Genomic DNA, 15223 nt, shown 5'->3' with positions numbered 1-15223 from the left:
GAACAGAATAATGGATAAATTTCGTGTTCAGGGGCCAACCAAGCTCCAGGGCGAAGTCACAATTTCAGGCGCTAAAAACGCCGCACTGCCGATCCTGTTTGCGGCGCTGCTGGCTGAAGAACCTGTAGAGATCCAAAACGTCCCGAAACTGAAGGACGTTGACACATCAATGAAGCTGTTGAGCCAGCTGGGTGCGAAAGTTGAGCGTAATGGTTCCGTGCACATTGATGCGCGTGATGTGAACGTCTTCTGTGCGCCGTACGATCTGGTGAAAACCATGCGTGCATCCATTTGGGCGCTCGGGCCGCTGGTTGCCCGCTTTGGTCAGGGCCAGGTTTCACTGCCGGGCGGCTGCACCATCGGCGCGCGTCCGGTGGACCTGCACATTACCGGTCTGGAGCAGTTAGGCGCGACTATCAAGCTGGAAGAAGGCTATGTGAAAGCGTCCGTTGATGGCCGTCTGAAAGGCGCGCATATTGTCATGGACAAAGTGAGCGTCGGTGCGACTGTCACCATCATGTGTGCAGCAACGCTTGCCGAAGGCACCACCATCATCGAAAATGCCGCGCGCGAGCCGGAGATTGTGGATACCGCGAACTTCCTGATTGCGCTGGGCGCGAAGATCACTGGCCAGGGCACAGATCGTATTACGATCGAAGGCGTTGAGCGTCTCGGCGGTGGTGTGTATCGCGTTCTGCCAGACCGTATCGAAACCGGTACCTTCCTGGTGGCGGCGGCAATTTCTCGTGGCAAAATTATCTGCCGTAATGCACAACCGGACACACTGGATGCCGTTCTGGCGAAACTGCGTGATGCGGGTGCGGATATCGAAGTCGGCGACGACTGGATCAGCCTTGATATGCACGGCAAACGTCCGAAAGCGGTCAATGTGCGTACTGCGCCGCATCCGGCGTTCCCTACCGATATGCAGGCCCAGTTCACGCTGCTGAACCTGGTGGCAGAAGGGACCGGCTTCATCACGGAAACCGTGTTTGAGAACCGCTTTATGCACGTGCCTGAGCTGAGCCGTATGGGCGCTCACGCAGAAATCGAAAGCAATACCGTGATTTGCCACGGCGTGGAAACACTCTCAGGCGCACAGGTTATGGCGACCGATCTGCGTGCATCTGCAAGTTTAGTGCTGGCAGGTTGTATTGCTGAAGGTACAACAGTGGTCGATCGTATTTATCACATCGATCGCGGCTATGAGCGCATCGAAGATAAACTGCGTGCGCTGGGCGCAAACATTGAGCGCGTGAAAGGCGAGTAATCGTCAACGTCTCTTGTAACCCCCAGTTCAGTTGGCCGGGGGTTACAGCTCAATGTTCATTCCGGATTCTTTTTCTCTCTGCGACTCCTCATCATCCGCGTTCTGTCGATGAACTCATGCGTTTTGGCATCGTGATAGCGTGACGGCCAAATCACCCAGGGATCAGTTCCCAGTGCCCGGGCGATAATCAACTCACCTTTTGGCCATGGTCTCGTTAACGCATTTGCCAGCGTTGATGAACTCAATCCATTTTTACGTGATTCAGCGGCCATTGAGGTCCCTTTCTTGCGCAGTCCGGCGATGATGTCGGCCGGATGCCAGTCAATCAGCTTGTTTTCCATAAATTCATCTCTCCTTTGGTTAACGACTTACGGTTCCACGATCGGTTGTGGCGACACTATAACGCCCGAAGAACGAATGTTCTAAAATGTTCATGTAAAGTGTGTATATATTCAGAATATGCCAAGGTTCTGCTTGATTATCCGGAGGAAGGTGGGGGGGGTTACTAGAACTTATAAAAAAATCCCGTGCAGAGCACGGGATGAGGGAGGATGCTGTAGGGAATTAACGGTCGCGCTGTACGGCGATATGTGCCAGACCAATCAGCGCTTCTCTCCACGGCGTATCAGGCAGCACCTGCAACGCAGCGATGGCCTTATCAGCCTCTTCTTCTGCACGTTGGCGCGTCCACTCCAGGGAACCACAGGCGTTCATCGCTTCCAGAACCGGCTCCAGAAGGTGACGACCATTACCTTGCTCAATGGCCTGGCGGATCATTTGCGCTTGTTCTGGAGTACCGTGGCGCATGGCATGCAGCAGCGGCAGCGTAGGTTTACCCTCGTTGAGGTCATCACCGACGTTTTTACCCAGCTGCTCGCCATCCGCGCTGTAATCCAGCAAATCGTCAATTAACTGGAAAGCTGTACCGAGATAACGGCCATAATCCTGCAACCCTTTTTCTTGTTCTTCGCTACAGCCAGCCAGAATGCCTGAACATTGGGCTGCCGCTTCAAACAACCGCGCCGTCTTACTGTAGATGACGCGCATATAGTTTTCTTCGGTGATGTCTGGGTCGTTGACGTTCATCAGCTGCAAGACTTCACCTTCGGCGATGACGTTGACTGCTTTCGACATGACTTCCAGCACTTTCAACGAGCCAAGGCTGGTCATCATCTGAAATGCGCGGGTATAGATAAAATCGCCAACCAGCACGCTGGCCGCATTACCAAACGCCGCATTTGCCGTAGCTTTCCCACGGCGCATGTCTGACTCATCCACAACATCATCGTGCAGCAGGGTCGCTGTGTGGATAAACTCGATGAGGGCCGCGATCGTAACGTGCGCATTTTCCTGGTAACCAACGGCCCGCGCTGCGAGGACGGCGATCATTGGGCGAATGCGTTTTCCGCCGCCGCTAACGATGTAGTACCCCAGTTGATTGATCAACTGAACGTCAGAATTGAGCTGTTCAAGGATTGTCGCATTGACCCCCGCCATATCTTGCGCGGTTAACTCATTGATTTTTTCTAAATTCATCGCAAAAGCCGGGCTTCTCGCCCCGATTACCTTACTGTGTGAGAAGGTAACGTCGGGTTTAGGGTTATAAATATATGCTGATTGTACTGAAAAAACGCCGTAGATAAACGTTACCGTACGTGTTGTGTTTTTTTTCTTCATGTATTGACGGTAGCACTTGTCAAAGGCTCGCGTTTTGCGTAATATTCGCGCCCTATTGTGAATATTTATAGCGCACTCTGAATCATCAAAAAGGTGTGCGCGGAAGCGGAGTTTTTTATGTACGCGGTTTTCCAAAGTGGTGGTAAACAACACCGAGTAAGCGAAGGTCAGACCGTTCGCCTGGAAAAGCTGGACATCGCAACTGGCGAATCTGTTGAATTCGCAGAAGTTCTGATGATCGCAAACGGTGAAGAAGTCAAAATCGGCGTTCCTTTCGTTGATGGCGGCGTTATCAAAGCTGAAGTTGTTGCTCACGGTCGTGGCGAGAAAGTTAAAATTGTTAAGTTTCGTCGTCGTAAACACTACCGTAAGCAGCAGGGCCATCGTCAGTGGTTCACTGATGTGAAAATCACTGGCATCAGCGCTTAAGTTAAGGGGAGCAGATTAAATGGCACATAAAAAGGCTGGCGGCTCGACTCGTAACGGTCGCGATTCAGAAGCTAAACGTCTGGGCGTAAAACGCTTCGGCGGTGAAACAGTTCTGGCTGGTAGCATCATCGTTCGTCAACGTGGTACTAAATTCCACGCTGGCTCCAACGTTGGTTGCGGCAAAGACCACACTCTGTTTGCTAAAGCAGACGGTAAAGTGAAATTTGAAGTGAAAGGCCCGAAAAACCGTAAATTCATCAGCATCGTTGCTGAATAAGTTTTTCGCGTCCCGGTAACGGATAAAAGCCCCGCAACACGTTGCGGGGCTTTTTACATTCGACGGCCGGTAAATACGCTCGTCACGCCGTGACAACCCGGAAACGAGCCCTTGCAGGGAATACGGCATGAAGCAACAGGCAGGCATTGGTATTCTGTTAGCACTCACAACGGCAGTATGTTGGGGGGCTTTGCCAATAGCAATGAAGCAAGTGCTGGAGGTGATGGAGCCTCCTACCGTGGTGTTCTACCGTTTTTTAATGGCAAGCATTGGCCTTGGCGCTATTCTTGCGGTTAAAAAAAAGCTCCCTCCGTTGCGTATTTTTCGCAAAGCGCGTTGGCTGGTGTTGCTGGCTATCGCAACCGGTGGGCTGTTCGGTAACTTCATTCTGTTTAGTTCATCCTTGCAGTATTTGAGCCCAACGGCTTCGCAGGTTATCGGTCAGCTGTCACCGGTTGGTATGATGATCGCCAGCGTCTTTATCCTGAAAGAAAAGATGCGCGGCACGCAGGTGATTGGCGCCATTATGCTTCTGAGCGGCCTGGTCCTGTTTTTTAATACCAGTCTGATCGAAATTTTTACCCGACTCACCGATTACACCTGGGGCGTTATCTTTGGTGTCGGTGCGGCGATGGTTTGGGTGAGCTATGGGGTCGCGCAAAAGGTGTTATTGCGCCGCCTGGCATCACCGCAGATCCTGTTTTTACTGTACACTTTATGTACGATTGCGTTGTTGCCGCTGGCTAAACCCGGTGTCATCACGCAGCTCAGCGACTGGCAGCTGGCATGCCTGGTATTCTGCGGCCTGAATACGCTGGTAGGATACGGCGCTCTTGCGGAAGCGATGGCGCGTTGGCAGGCGGCGCAGGTGAGCGCTATTATCACGCTCACACCGCTGTTTACGTTGTTATTTTCAGATTTATTATCACTGGCCTGGCCCGATTTCTTCGCCAGACCGATGCTAAACCTATTAGGTTATCTCGGTGCGTTTATCGTGGTTGCGGGCGCGATGTATTCCGCCATTGGTCATCGAATTTGGGGCGGTTTACGTAAGCATGAAACGGTGGTTTCGCAACCCCGCTCAGGCGAATGATTTACGGAGAGTAAAATGAAGTTTGTTGATGAAGCATCGATTCTGGTCGTTGCAGGTGATGGCGGTAATGGTTGCGTCAGCTTCCGCCGCGAAAAGTACATCCCAAAAGGCGGTCCGGACGGTGGTGATGGTGGTGACGGTGGTGACGTTTGGCTGGAAGCCGACGAAAACCTGAACACGCTGATCGATTACCGTTTTGAAAAATCATTCCGTGCGGAACGTGGTCAGAATGGCGCGAGCCGTGATTGCACCGGTAAGCGTGGCAAAGACGTCACGATCAAAGTGCCTGTTGGTACGCGTGTTATCGATCAGGGCACGGGCGAAACCATGGGCGACATGACCAAACACGGTCAGCGTCTGATGGTCGCTAAAGGCGGCTGGCATGGTCTGGGCAACACCCGTTTCAAATCATCGGTTAACCGTACTCCGCGTCAGAAAACAATGGGTACGCCGGGTGATAAGCGCGATCTGATGCTGGAGCTGATGCTGCTGGCAGACGTGGGTATGCTGGGTATGCCAAACGCCGGGAAATCGACGTTTATCCGTGCAGTATCTGCGGCGAAGCCGAAAGTCGCTGATTATCCGTTCACCACCCTGGTGCCGAGCCTGGGCGTGGTGCGTATGGACAACGAAAAGAGCTTCGTGGTTGCCGACATTCCGGGTCTGATTGAAGGTGCGGCTGAAGGCGCAGGCCTGGGTATCCGCTTCCTGAAGCATCTGGAACGTTGCCGCGTGTTGCTGCACCTCATCGATATCGATCCGATTGACGGTTCCGATCCGGTAGAAAACGCCCGTATCATTATTGGCGAACTGGAAAAATACAGTCAGGATCTGGCATCTAAACCGCGCTGGTTAGTGTTCAACAAAATTGATTTGATGGACAAGGCTGAAGCGGAAGAGAAAGCGAAAGCGATCGCCGAAGCGCTGGGCTGGGAAGGTAAATATTACCTGATCTCTGCCGCCAGCCAGCTGGGCGTGAAGGATCTTTGCTGGGATGTGATGACCTTTATCATCGAGAACCCGATTGTTCAGGCTGAAGAAGCGAAACAGCCAGAGAAAGTTGAGTTCATGTGGGATGATTATCACCGCCAGCAGCTCGCTGAAGTCGAAGACGAAGCGGAAGATGACTGGGATGACGATTGGGACGAAGAAGACGACGAAGGCGTCGAGTTCATCTACAAGCGTTAATCGCATGAAAAACCCCGGCCATGTTGCCGGGGTTATTGTTTTCAGGTTTCTCTGTAGGCCGGATAAGGCACGTTAGTGCCGCCATCCGGCAATCAAACTACCCATCTAATTGTTCTGATAAATATCCTTGTACAACCGGCTCTCGAAGCGCACCAACGGAATACGGCGATTACGCTGGTCAGCCGGCTCTACCGCATAACCAGACAAATACTGCACGAATGCCATGCGTTGGCCGCTTGCCGTGGTAATGAAGCCGGCAAGGTTATAGACTCCTTGCAGCGAGCCTGTCTTCGCCGATACTTTGCCATCCACACCAGCCTGATGCAGACCCGCACGGTATTGCAGGGAGCCGTCGTGCCCCGCCAGAGGCAGCATAGTGATAAAGTTCAGCTCGTTATCGTGTTGAGCGATATATTGCAGCACCTGCATCATGGTCGCCGGAGCAATCAGGTTATGCCGGGAGAGGCCTGAACCGTCGGCAATAATGGTGTTGCCGATATCAACGCCCGCCTGCTGACGCAAAATCTGGCGTACGGCATCAGAACCCGCCCGCCAGGTGCCTGGCACGTTAAATCGGGCATGACCAATCATACGGAAAACGGTATCGGCAATCATGTTGTCCGATTTTTTCAGCATAATCTTAAGCAGGTCATGCAGTGGCGCTGACTGCTTACTGGCGACCACCGTTCCCGGCTCGTTGACCAGCGTCTGGCGCAGCAGCGTACCGCTGTAGGTGATACCTGCTTGTTTTAGCTCATCTTTGATAATCGCCCCGGCATAGCTGGCTCCGTCCTGAATGGCGAACGCCAGCGGCAGCGGATCGGCTCGTTGGGGCAGGCATCCGGTCAGCGTATAGCGGTTGAGATCGCCGGGAACCACATCCAGTTCACAATATTGCGCTTCCGCAGAACCTCGGGCGAGAGTACGCACCTGACTGAACATGGTGACCGGGTAATAAGATGCCACGCGAATAAAGGCGAGATCGTTGGGTTTTTGCGCGCTGTAGAGTGAAACCGAGAAACAGTTTCTATCGACAATAGCCGCTGCGGGCGGTGCGCTAAAACACTGCGTCATGTCGTTCCAGGGCCAACCGGGCGCTTTATCATGACTGGCGAAAATAGAGGTATCGATCAGGACATTTCCGGCAATTTGCGTCACGCCTGATTTTTTCAGGGTTGCCACCATATTGCGAATATCCTGGCGTTTTAGCGTCGGATCAGCACCAAATCGTGCCACTAAGTCACCTTTCAATACGCCGCCTTCCACGTTGCCTTTAGTCTCAAGCGTAGTGGTAAAACGAAAGTCAGGCCCGAGCTGAATCAATGCCGCCAGCGCGGTGATCACTTTCTGGGTACTGGCCGGCAGCGCCATCTGCTGGCTATGAAAATCAATAGCGGGTGCAGGTGCGCCAACCTTCTGTACCATAAGGGCGAGGTTGGCCCCGGCAGGGAGCTGATTGATATACTCGTCGACGTTCGCAGCCTGAACACTGAACGCTATACTGGCAGTCAATCCGATGGTAAATCTGGAAAATCGCATAATCTCGCGCTAACAACCTGGAAACAGGCCGTCATACTACGGCGCAACGCCCCAAAAAGTAAACGATGACCCATAAGGAACTCCAGGGTAAAATGATCATCAAATAGAGAATTGTAGCTGACCTGGGACCTTGAGCCCCGGGTCGGTATTTTTTTGCTTCTGACTCTGGCATGACATTCGCCAGGGTGGGCTTAGCAGCCGGGGTGAGAGCAACTGCCCCCTACAGGAATGTTCAAGAGGTATAACAAATGCAAGCTATCCCGATGACCTTACGTGGTGCTGAAAAACTGCGCGAAGAGCTGGATTTTCTGAAATCTGTGCGCCGTCCTGAAATTATTGCCGCTATCGCTGAAGCGCGTGAGCACGGTGACCTGAAAGAGAACGCGGAGTATCACGCGGCGCGCGAACAGCAGGGTTTCTGCGAAGGACGCATTAAAGATATCGAGGCTAAACTGTCCAACGCGCAGGTAATCGACGTTACTAAAATGCCGAACAATGGCCGCGTTGTTTTCGGCGCGACGGTTACCGTGTTGAATCTCGATAACGATGAAGAGCAGACCTGGCGTATTGTCGGCGATGATGAAGCCGATTTTAAACAGAACCTGATTTCAGTGAACTCGCCTATCGCTCGTGGCCTTATCGGTAAAGAGCAGGATGACGTCGTGGTTATCAAAACGCCGGGCGGCGAAGTGGAATATGAAGTGACGAAGGTAGAATACCTGTAATTCGCATCTTGGTTAAGATGTTGATACATTGTAAAGAAAGGAAAAAGGCCGCATAGCGGCCTTTTATCAACGAAGAGAGCGTGGCATTTTGCTCTCCTGCTAGCGGAAAACCCCGCGTTTTACACAAACTTCGTGTGCAACTTTGGGATATTCTTAGCGTGGCAGCGAGATTTTACGTTCTTTAGTCGGGCGATACAGTACCAGCGTTTTGCCGATGACCTGCACATTACAGGCGCCGGTTTCGCGTACGATAGCTTCCACGATCAAGGTTTTAGTATCGCGATCTTCCGAGGCGATTTTCACCTTGATAAGTTCATGGTGCTCTAACGCTTGTTCAATCTCGGCCAGTACCCCTTCGGTCAAACCATTGTTGCCAAGCATAACTACAGGCTTGAGCGGATGTGCCAGACCTTTCAGGTGCTGTTTTTGTTTAGTACTCAGATTCATCGTATATTTTTGCTTACGTTGGGATTGAAAACGGGTCATTCTACCGCCATCTCCCATATATCACCAAATAGCTGTGTAGAAATTTACACCATTGGTTACGATGAACTGCCCTTTGGGAATGTGAAATGACAGGTAAAAAGCGTTCTGCCAGCTCGAGTCGCTGGCTTCAGGAACACTTTAGCGATAAATATGTTCAACAGGCGCAGAAAAAGGGGTTACGTTCCCGTGCCTGGTTTAAACTTGATGAAATACAGCAAAGTGACAAAATTTTTAAACCGGGGATGACGATAGTTGATCTCGGTGCTGCACCCGGTGGCTGGTCGCAATATGCAGTTACGCAGATCGGCAACACCGGCCGCATTATCGCTTGCGATCTTTTACCTATGGATCCAATCGTTGGTGTGGACTTCCTTCAGGGCGACTTTCGTGATGAATTAGTCCTGAAAGCGTTACTTGAACGCGTAGGTGACAGTAAAGTACAAGTTGTCATGTCTGATATGGCGCCAAATATGTGTGGAACACCGGCGGTGGATATTCCCCGGGCCATGTATCTGGTAGAGCTGGCGCTTGGAATGGCTCGTGATGTATTAGCGCCAGGTGGTAGTTTTGTAGTGAAGGTGTTCCAGGGCGAAGGCTTCGATGAGTATCTAAGAGAGATTCGCTCCCTGTTTACGAAGGTCAAAGTTCGTAAGCCGGACTCTTCTCGCGCCCGTTCGCGTGAAGTGTATATTGTAGCGACCGGGCGTAAACTATAACCGGCAGATTTCAAACGAAAGTTTGAAAGAAACTGGATATAGAGTATCCTGACGCTGTTTTTAACACAGTTGTAATATGAGGTTAATCCCTTGAGTGACATGGCGAAAAACCTAATTCTCTGGCTGGTCATTGCCGTTGTGCTGATGTCAGTATTCCAGAGCTTTGGGCCCAGCGAGTCTAATGGCCGTAAGGTTGATTACTCTACCTTCCTGCAAGAGGTCAATCAGGACCAGGTTCGTGAAGCGAAGATCAACGGACGTGAGATTAACGTTACCAAGAAAGATAGTAACCGTTACACGACCTACATCCCGGTTAACGATCCGAAGCTGCTTGATAACCTGCTGACCAAAAACGTCAAGGTTGTTGGCGAACCACCTGAAGAGCCGAGCCTGCTGGCTTCTATCTTCATTTCCTGGTTCCCAATGCTGCTGCTGATTGGTGTCTGGATCTTCTTCATGCGTCAGATGCAGGGCGGTGGTGGCAAAGGTGCCATGTCGTTCGGCAAGAGCAAAGCGCGCATGCTGACGGAAGATCAGATCAAAACGACTTTTGCTGACGTTGCGGGTTGTGACGAAGCAAAAGAAGAAGTCGCTGAGCTGGTTGAGTATCTGCGCGAACCGAGCCGTTTCCAGAAACTGGGCGGTAAAATCCCGAAAGGCGTCCTGATGGTCGGTCCTCCGGGTACGGGTAAAACCCTGCTGGCGAAAGCTATCGCAGGTGAAGCGAAGGTTCCATTCTTCACAATTTCCGGTTCTGATTTCGTGGAAATGTTCGTGGGTGTCGGTGCATCTCGTGTGCGTGACATGTTCGAACAAGCCAAAAAAGCGGCACCGTGCATCATCTTCATCGATGAAATCGACGCCGTAGGCCGCCAGCGTGGCGCAGGTCTGGGCGGTGGTCACGATGAACGTGAACAGACGCTGAACCAGATGCTGGTTGAGATGGACGGCTTCGAAGGTAACGAAGGTATTATCGTTATCGCAGCGACTAACCGTCCGGACGTTCTTGACCCTGCGCTGCTTCGTCCAGGCCGTTTCGACCGTCAGGTTGTGGTTGGTCTGCCGGACGTTCGCGGTCGTGAACAGATCCTGAAAGTGCATATGCGTCGCGTGCCGCTGTCTCCGGATATCGATGCGGCAATCATTGCACGTGGTACGCCTGGCTTCTCCGGTGCGGACCTCGCGAACCTGGTCAACGAAGCGGCACTGTTTGCTGCTCGTGGCAACAAGCGCGTAGTGTCGATGGTTGAGTTCGAAAAAGCGAAAGACAAAATCATGATGGGTGCGGAACGTCGCTCCATGGTGATGACGGAAGCGCAGAAAGAATCTACCGCGTATCACGAAGCTGGCCACGCGATTATCGGTCGCCTGGTGCCGGAACACGATCCGGTGCACAAAGTGACGATTATCCCGCGCGGTCGTGCGCTGGGTGTGACCTTCTTCCTGCCTGAAGGCGATGCAATCAGCGCCAGCCGTCAGAAACTGGAAAGTCAGATCTCCACATTGTACGGTGGCCGTCTGGCGGAAGAGATCATCTACGGTGCTGAACATGTTTCTACCGGTGCGTCGAACGACATTAAAGTCGCGACTAACCTGGCGCGTAACATGGTTACTCAGTGGGGCTTCTCCGATAAACTCGGTCCGTTGCTGTACGCTGAAGAAGAAGGCGAAGTGTTCCTGGGACGTTCTGTGGCGAAAGCGAAACACATGTCCGATGAAACCGCTCGCATTATCGATCAGGAAGTTAAACTGCTGATTGAGCGTAACTATGACCGTGCACGTCGTTTGCTGAACGAAAACATGGACATTCTGCACTCGATGAAAGATGCGCTCATGAAATATGAGACTATCGATGCGCCGCAGATTGACGATCTGATGGCTCGCCGCGATGTGCGTCCGCCTGCGGGTTGGGAAGAACCGGGTTCTTCTAACAACAACTCTGGCAGCACCGGCAAGCCGAGTGCACCGCGTCCGGTTGATGAACCGCGTGCGCCGGACTCTGGCACTATGTCAGAGCAGCTGGGCGACAAATAAGTTATCGTTGATGATGACCGTGTTTTAATTGAAAACCCTGGGGCTTGCTCCGGGGTTTTTCTTATCTGCATATTCAAGATTTTACCAGGGATAAAACTATGAAACTCTTTGCTCAGGGGTCTTCACTGGATCTCAGCCATCCGCACGTCATGGGGATTTTGAACGTCACGCCAGACTCATTTTCCGATGGTGGAGCGCACAACTCTTTGGTTGAGGCGGTAAAACACGCAAACCTGATGATTAACGCCGGGGCGACTATCATTGATGTGGGTGGTGAGTCCACGCGTCCGGGCGCGGCTGATGTGAGTGTTGAAGAAGAGTTGCAGCGAGTGATCCCTGTGGTGGAGGCGATTGCTCAGCGTTTTGAAGTGTGGATTTCGGTTGATACCTCAAAGCCCGAAGTGATCCGCGAATGCGCCAGAGTTGGCGCGCATATCATCAATGACATTCGCTCACTCTCGGAGCCTGGAGCGTTGGAAGCCGCAGCGGAGACCGGATTGCCGGTTTGCCTGATGCATATGCAGGGGCAGCCGAAAACCATGCAGGAAGCGCCAAAGTATGAGGATGTTTTTGCTGAGGTAGATCGTTACTTTGTTGAGCAAATAGCACGTTGCGAGCGGGCTGGAATCACAAAAGATAAATTGTTGCTCGACCCCGGGTTCGGATTCGGTAAAAATCTCACTCACAACTACACATTACTGGCACGTCTGGCGGAGTTTCATCATTTTAATCTGCCGCTGCTGGTTGGGATGTCACGAAAATCAATGGTTGGCCAGTTGCTGAATGTGGGGCCATCCGAACGCCTGAGTGGCAGTCTGGCGTGCGCGGTGATTGCCGCAATGCAGGGGGCGCAGATCGTTCGTGTCCATGACGTCAAAGAAACCGTAGAAGCGATGCGTGTGGTGGAAGCCACATTGTCTGCAAAGGAAAAAAAACGCTATGAGTAATCGTAAATATTTTGGCACTGATGGGATCCGCGGTCGCGTAGGTGATGCCCCAATTACTCCTGACTTTGTGCTCAAGCTGGGCTGGGCTGCAGGGAAAGTGCTGGCTCGTCATGGTTCACGTAAAATTATTATCGGTAAAGATACGCGTATTTCCGGCTATATGCTGGAGTCCGCGCTGGAAGCGGGCCTGGCAGCCGCCGGACTCTCAGCCTCATTCACAGGGCCAATGCCAACACCTGCTGTTGCTTATTTGACGCGTGCTTTCCGTGCTGAGGCCGGGATTGTTATCTCCGCTTCGCACAACCCATTCTATGACAATGGGATTAAATTCTTCTCCATCGATGGGACCAAACTGCCGGATGCGGTTGAAGAAGCTATCGAAGCCGAAATGGAAAAAGCGATCACCTGCGTGGACTCGGCTGAACTGGGTAAAGCTACCCGTATCGTTGATGCTGCCGGTCGCTATATCGAGTTTTGCAAAGGCACCTTCCCGAACGAACTGAGTCTGAGTGAGCTTAAAATTGTGGTGGATTGCGCTAACGGTGCAACGTACCACATTGCACCAAATGTACTGCGTGAGCTGGGTGCAAACGTGATTGCCATTGGCTGTGAGCCAAACGGTGTGAACATCAATGAAGAAGTCGGCGCCACTGACGTCCGTGCCCTGCAGGCGCGCGTGATTGCGGAAAAAGCCGATCTGGGTATTGCGCTGGACGGCGATGGCGACCGCGTTATTATGGTTGACCACGAAGGCAATAAGGTCGATGGCGATCAGATCATGTACATCATCGCCCGTGAAGCCCTGCGTCAGGGACAGCTGCGTGGTGGTGCGGTAGGTACGCTGATGAGCAACATGGGCCTCGAGCTGGCGCTGAAACAGCTGGGTATTCCTTTTGCTCGGGCGAAAGTTGGCGACCGCTATGTGCTGGAAAAAATGCAGGAAAAAGGCTGGCGTATCGGTGCCGAAAACTCTGGTCATGTGATCCTGCTGGACAAAACCACCACTGGTGACGGCATTGTGGCGGGCCTGCAGGTGCTGGCGGCGATGGTGCGTAACCATATGAGTTTGCACGACCTGTGCAGCGGCATGAAAATGTTCCCACAGCTGCTGGTTAACGTACGTTACACCGCAGGTAGCGGCGATCCGCTGGAACATGAAAATGTGAAAGCGGTGATGGCGGAAGTGGAAGCGGCACTGGGTAACCGTGGACGCGTCCTGCTGCGTAAGTCTGGTACCGAACCGTTAATTCGTGTGATGGTTGAAGGTGAAGACGAAGCGCAGGTGACTGAATTCGCCCACCGTATTGCCGATGCTGTGAAAGCGGCGTAATCCCGAAGAAAGTGAGAGCCGGAGTCTGAGACTCCGGCTTTTTTTTACTATACGGCAAGCGGCTGTTTACGTCGGTGCTGCCAGAAATAACCACCGACCATCAGTAGTACAAGGACTGCCAGCCACGGCAGAACCGCCAGCAAATGCCCAGACCGGGCAAAAGTTAGCGCAATCATCAGTAGCCAACCGCCCAGCATCGGAATCGCGGTGCGCTTAACAATATCCACAGGCGAGACGCCTGCAATCCCTGCGATAGCAATGATGACGCCGGCAATCGGCGATAACGTACGACCAATACCCGCCGATATCTGGATAGGCAACATCATGACTGCGATATCGCTACCGATATGACGGCTGATCTCCGGCACCATGGGTGCGAAGGAGAAAAATGCCGCATTCCCGGAGCCCATCAGCGCTGAAATAGCGAAGGTGATCAGGGTCATCAGCAGGATAATAGAGGCGGCGCTGAGGCCAAATTCGCCAGAAAGCGACAGCAGCGCGTCGACGGCGCCAATGGCTTTCAGCCCGGCGGAAAAAACTTCACCGGCGATAATCAGCGTCACGACGGTGGCAAAAACGCTGCCCATGCTGTCGAAAACCTTTTGTACGCCAGCCATCACCTCGCGCGCTTTGCGATGACGGCAGTACTCAAAAACCAGCGTAATAGCGAGGCTTATCAGTACGGCGGTATCCAGCGTAATCTTAAGCGAGCTAAATACTAAATCGCTACACACCAACATCAATACCAGCGGCAGCATGGGCAGAAACAGCCAGGCGATAGGTGCGTCGGCTTCATCAGTTGCCGTTAATGTCTGCATCTGCTGAGCTGCATTGTCGCCACTTTCCCGACGGTCAAAAAAGCGTTGCACAACAATATGCAACAGGGCGATGAAAAGAATGACGGGCACAACGATCGGCAACTGATCCTGCACAAAATAGTTCACCACCTCAATACCTGCGGTTTTGGCGGCGAGAACCGAGTTGCCGGATCCTGGGCCAAACTCAACCGCACAGGTACTGGCGATAACTGCGGCAACTGCGGCGCGGCTACAGCCAAGACGGGTAAGCAATGGGTAAAGCGTCGCCATCAACAGCAGACCCAATCCGGTGGCGCTGCTGATAAACAGCGACAGGAATTGGCCTAATAGCAGTGCCAGTCCCAGCAGCAGATAAGGCGAGTTCAGCCGTTGTAGAGGACGAGATGTTACCCGAACCAGTACCTGGCTTGCGCCAATGGCTGACATGTACGTGGCGAAACCACCAATCAGCATAATTTGCAGCCCGAGGCCGCCGAGACGCACGCTCAGGGTATCGCGAATAAACTCAAAGGCGTCAAAGGGGCCAAATCCGGTGCTCTTTTTCACCAGACCACTGAGTGAGGTCATTCCGCTAAAATGCGCAATAAGCAACAGCACAATCCCGGTCAATAACAGTACCGACTGGGGGTGATATTTTTTGAGGATCAGACGTCCGGCAAAAATGATGGCGATTAGCGCCAGTAGTAATGACATT

General features: G+C 52.5%; 15 protein-coding genes. 10 read left to right on the top strand and 5 right to left on the bottom strand.

Features of this window, described 5'->3' with window-relative positions; genetic code table 11:
- Positions 1-10 precede the first annotated feature (10 nt).
- Positions 11-1270 carry a UDP-N-acetylglucosamine 1-carboxyvinyltransferase gene (gene murA, locus OGV71_RS20405; protein WP_003839949.1) on the top strand — a complete coding sequence of 420 codons (1260 nt, stop codon included), beginning with the start codon at positions 11-13 and terminating at the stop codon, positions 1268-1270.
- 56 nt (positions 1271-1326) lie between these two features.
- On the opposite strand, the gene sfsB is transcribed toward murA, so the two are convergent.
- The gene (gene sfsB, locus OGV71_RS20400; RefSeq protein ID WP_003839952.1) at positions 1327-1611 is read right to left on the bottom strand and encodes a DNA-binding transcriptional regulator SfsB; all 285 of its coding nucleotides are present in this window, start codon (positions 1609-1611) and stop codon (positions 1327-1329) included.
- Positions 1612-1834: 223 nt separating this feature from the next.
- Positions 1835-2806 (bottom strand): octaprenyl diphosphate synthase, encoded by a 972-nt coding sequence (ispB, locus tag OGV71_RS20395; RefSeq protein ID WP_003025033.1) that lies wholly within the window; start codon positions 2804-2806, stop codon positions 1835-1837.
- Between the two features lie 258 nt (positions 2807-3064).
- Between ispB and rplU the strand changes: the two genes are divergently transcribed.
- From rplU to cgtA, 4 genes are all read left to right on the top strand, one after another.
- A complete protein-coding gene (gene rplU / locus OGV71_RS20390; RefSeq protein WP_003025032.1) occupies positions 3065-3376 on the top strand; it encodes a 50S ribosomal protein L21 in 312 nt (103 codons plus the stop codon).
- A gap of 19 nt (positions 3377-3395) precedes the next feature.
- Positions 3396-3653: a 50S ribosomal protein L27 gene (gene rpmA, locus OGV71_RS20385; protein ID WP_003025030.1), complete on the top strand. Its 258-nt coding sequence runs from the start codon at positions 3396-3398 to the stop codon at positions 3651-3653.
- A 127-nt stretch (positions 3654-3780) separates the two neighbouring features.
- Positions 3781-4746, top strand: coding sequence for a DMT family transporter (locus OGV71_RS20380; protein WP_003025028.1), 966 nt, complete (start codon positions 3781-3783; stop codon positions 4744-4746).
- A gap of 15 nt (positions 4747-4761) precedes the next feature.
- Positions 4762-5934 carry an Obg family GTPase CgtA gene (gene cgtA, locus OGV71_RS20375; RefSeq protein WP_003025024.1) on the top strand — a complete coding sequence of 391 codons (1173 nt, stop codon included), beginning with the start codon at positions 4762-4764 and terminating at the stop codon, positions 5932-5934.
- 105 nt (positions 5935-6039) lie between these two features.
- On the opposite strand, the gene dacB is transcribed toward cgtA, so the two are convergent.
- Positions 6040-7473 (bottom strand): serine-type D-Ala-D-Ala carboxypeptidase, encoded by a 1434-nt coding sequence (gene dacB / locus OGV71_RS20370; protein WP_003025021.1) that lies wholly within the window; start codon positions 7471-7473, stop codon positions 6040-6042.
- A 248-nt stretch (positions 7474-7721) separates the two neighbouring features.
- Here dacB and greA point away from each other — a divergent pair, with 248 nt between their 5' ends.
- A complete protein-coding gene (gene greA, locus OGV71_RS20365; protein WP_003025019.1) occupies positions 7722-8198 on the top strand; it encodes a transcription elongation factor GreA in 477 nt (158 codons plus the stop codon).
- Between the two features lie 153 nt (positions 8199-8351).
- Here the strand turns inward: greA and yhbY are convergent, their stop codons facing one another.
- Positions 8352-8645, bottom strand: a complete 294-nt coding sequence (gene yhbY / locus OGV71_RS20360; RefSeq protein ID WP_003025016.1) for a ribosome assembly RNA-binding protein YhbY — start codon at positions 8643-8645, stop codon at positions 8352-8354.
- A gap of 125 nt (positions 8646-8770) precedes the next feature.
- Between yhbY and rlmE the strand changes: the two genes are divergently transcribed.
- The 4 genes from rlmE to glmM all read left to right on the top strand — a co-directional run bounded on the left by rlmE (position 8771) and on the right by glmM (position 13711).
- Positions 8771-9400: a 23S rRNA (uridine(2552)-2'-O)-methyltransferase RlmE gene (gene rlmE, locus OGV71_RS20355; RefSeq protein ID WP_286533945.1), complete on the top strand. Its 630-nt coding sequence runs from the start codon at positions 8771-8773 to the stop codon at positions 9398-9400.
- A 99-nt stretch (positions 9401-9499) separates the two neighbouring features.
- Positions 9500-11434: an ATP-dependent zinc metalloprotease FtsH gene (ftsH, locus tag OGV71_RS20350; RefSeq protein WP_003025013.1), complete on the top strand. Its 1935-nt coding sequence runs from the start codon at positions 9500-9502 to the stop codon at positions 11432-11434.
- 98 nt (positions 11435-11532) lie between these two features.
- Positions 11533-12381 carry a dihydropteroate synthase gene (gene folP, locus OGV71_RS20345; RefSeq protein WP_003025010.1) on the top strand — a complete coding sequence of 283 codons (849 nt, stop codon included), beginning with the start codon at positions 11533-11535 and terminating at the stop codon, positions 12379-12381.
- Positions 12374-13711 carry a phosphoglucosamine mutase gene (glmM, locus tag OGV71_RS20340; protein ID WP_003025008.1) on the top strand — a complete coding sequence of 446 codons (1338 nt, stop codon included), beginning with the start codon at positions 12374-12376 and terminating at the stop codon, positions 13709-13711. The genes folP and glmM overlap by 8 nt, the downstream gene beginning before the upstream one ends.
- A 47-nt stretch (positions 13712-13758) precedes the next feature.
- On the opposite strand, the gene dcuC is transcribed toward glmM, so the two are convergent.
- Complete coding sequence (dcuC, locus tag OGV71_RS20335) at positions 13759-15222, bottom strand: C4-dicarboxylate transporter DcuC (RefSeq protein WP_204583235.1); 1464 nt, start codon at positions 15220-15222, stop codon at positions 13759-13761.
- Between the last annotated feature and the right edge of the window lies 1 nt (position 15223).

This window comes from Citrobacter sp. Cf088 (genome assembly GCF_030334295.1).
Classification (GTDB): Bacteria; Pseudomonadota; Gammaproteobacteria; order Enterobacterales; family Enterobacteriaceae; genus Citrobacter; species Citrobacter freundii.
Note: the sequence above shows the minus strand (reverse complement) of the source record. Positions and strands in the feature narration are given on the sequence as shown.

What these genes read in the sequence shown, in the direction of transcription:
- murA (WP_003839949.1), top strand. Translation starts at nt 11, where the DNA reads ATGGATAAATTTCGTGTTCAGGGGCCAACCAAGCTCCAGGGCGAAGTC.
- sfsB (WP_003839952.1), bottom strand. Translation starts at nt 1,611, where the DNA reads ATGGAAAACAAGCTGATTGACTGGCATCCGGCCGACATCATCGCCGGA.
- ispB (WP_003025033.1), bottom strand. Translation starts at nt 2,806, where the DNA reads ATGAATTTAGAAAAAATCAATGAGTTAACCGCGCAAGATATGGCGGGG.
- rplU (WP_003025032.1), top strand. Translation starts at nt 3,065, where the DNA reads ATGTACGCGGTTTTCCAAAGTGGTGGTAAACAACACCGAGTAAGCGAA.
- rpmA (WP_003025030.1), top strand. Translation starts at nt 3,396, where the DNA reads ATGGCACATAAAAAGGCTGGCGGCTCGACTCGTAACGGTCGCGATTCA.
- OGV71_RS20380 (WP_003025028.1), top strand. Translation starts at nt 3,781, where the DNA reads ATGAAGCAACAGGCAGGCATTGGTATTCTGTTAGCACTCACAACGGCA.
- cgtA (WP_003025024.1), top strand. Translation starts at nt 4,762, where the DNA reads ATGAAGTTTGTTGATGAAGCATCGATTCTGGTCGTTGCAGGTGATGGC.
- dacB (WP_003025021.1), bottom strand. Translation starts at nt 7,473, where the DNA reads ATGCGATTTTCCAGATTTACCATCGGATTGACTGCCAGTATAGCGTTC.
- greA (WP_003025019.1), top strand. Translation starts at nt 7,722, where the DNA reads ATGCAAGCTATCCCGATGACCTTACGTGGTGCTGAAAAACTGCGCGAA.
- yhbY (WP_003025016.1), bottom strand. Translation starts at nt 8,645, where the DNA reads ATGAATCTGAGTACTAAACAAAAACAGCACCTGAAAGGTCTGGCACAT.
- rlmE (WP_286533945.1), top strand. Translation starts at nt 8,771, where the DNA reads ATGACAGGTAAAAAGCGTTCTGCCAGCTCGAGTCGCTGGCTTCAGGAA.
- ftsH (WP_003025013.1), top strand. Translation starts at nt 9,500, where the DNA reads ATGGCGAAAAACCTAATTCTCTGGCTGGTCATTGCCGTTGTGCTGATG.
- folP (WP_003025010.1), top strand. Translation starts at nt 11,533, where the DNA reads ATGAAACTCTTTGCTCAGGGGTCTTCACTGGATCTCAGCCATCCGCAC.
- glmM (WP_003025008.1), top strand. Translation starts at nt 12,374, where the DNA reads ATGAGTAATCGTAAATATTTTGGCACTGATGGGATCCGCGGTCGCGTA.
- dcuC (WP_204583235.1), bottom strand. Translation starts at nt 15,222, where the DNA reads ATGTCATTACTACTGGCGCTAATCGCCATCATTTTTGCCGGACGTCTG.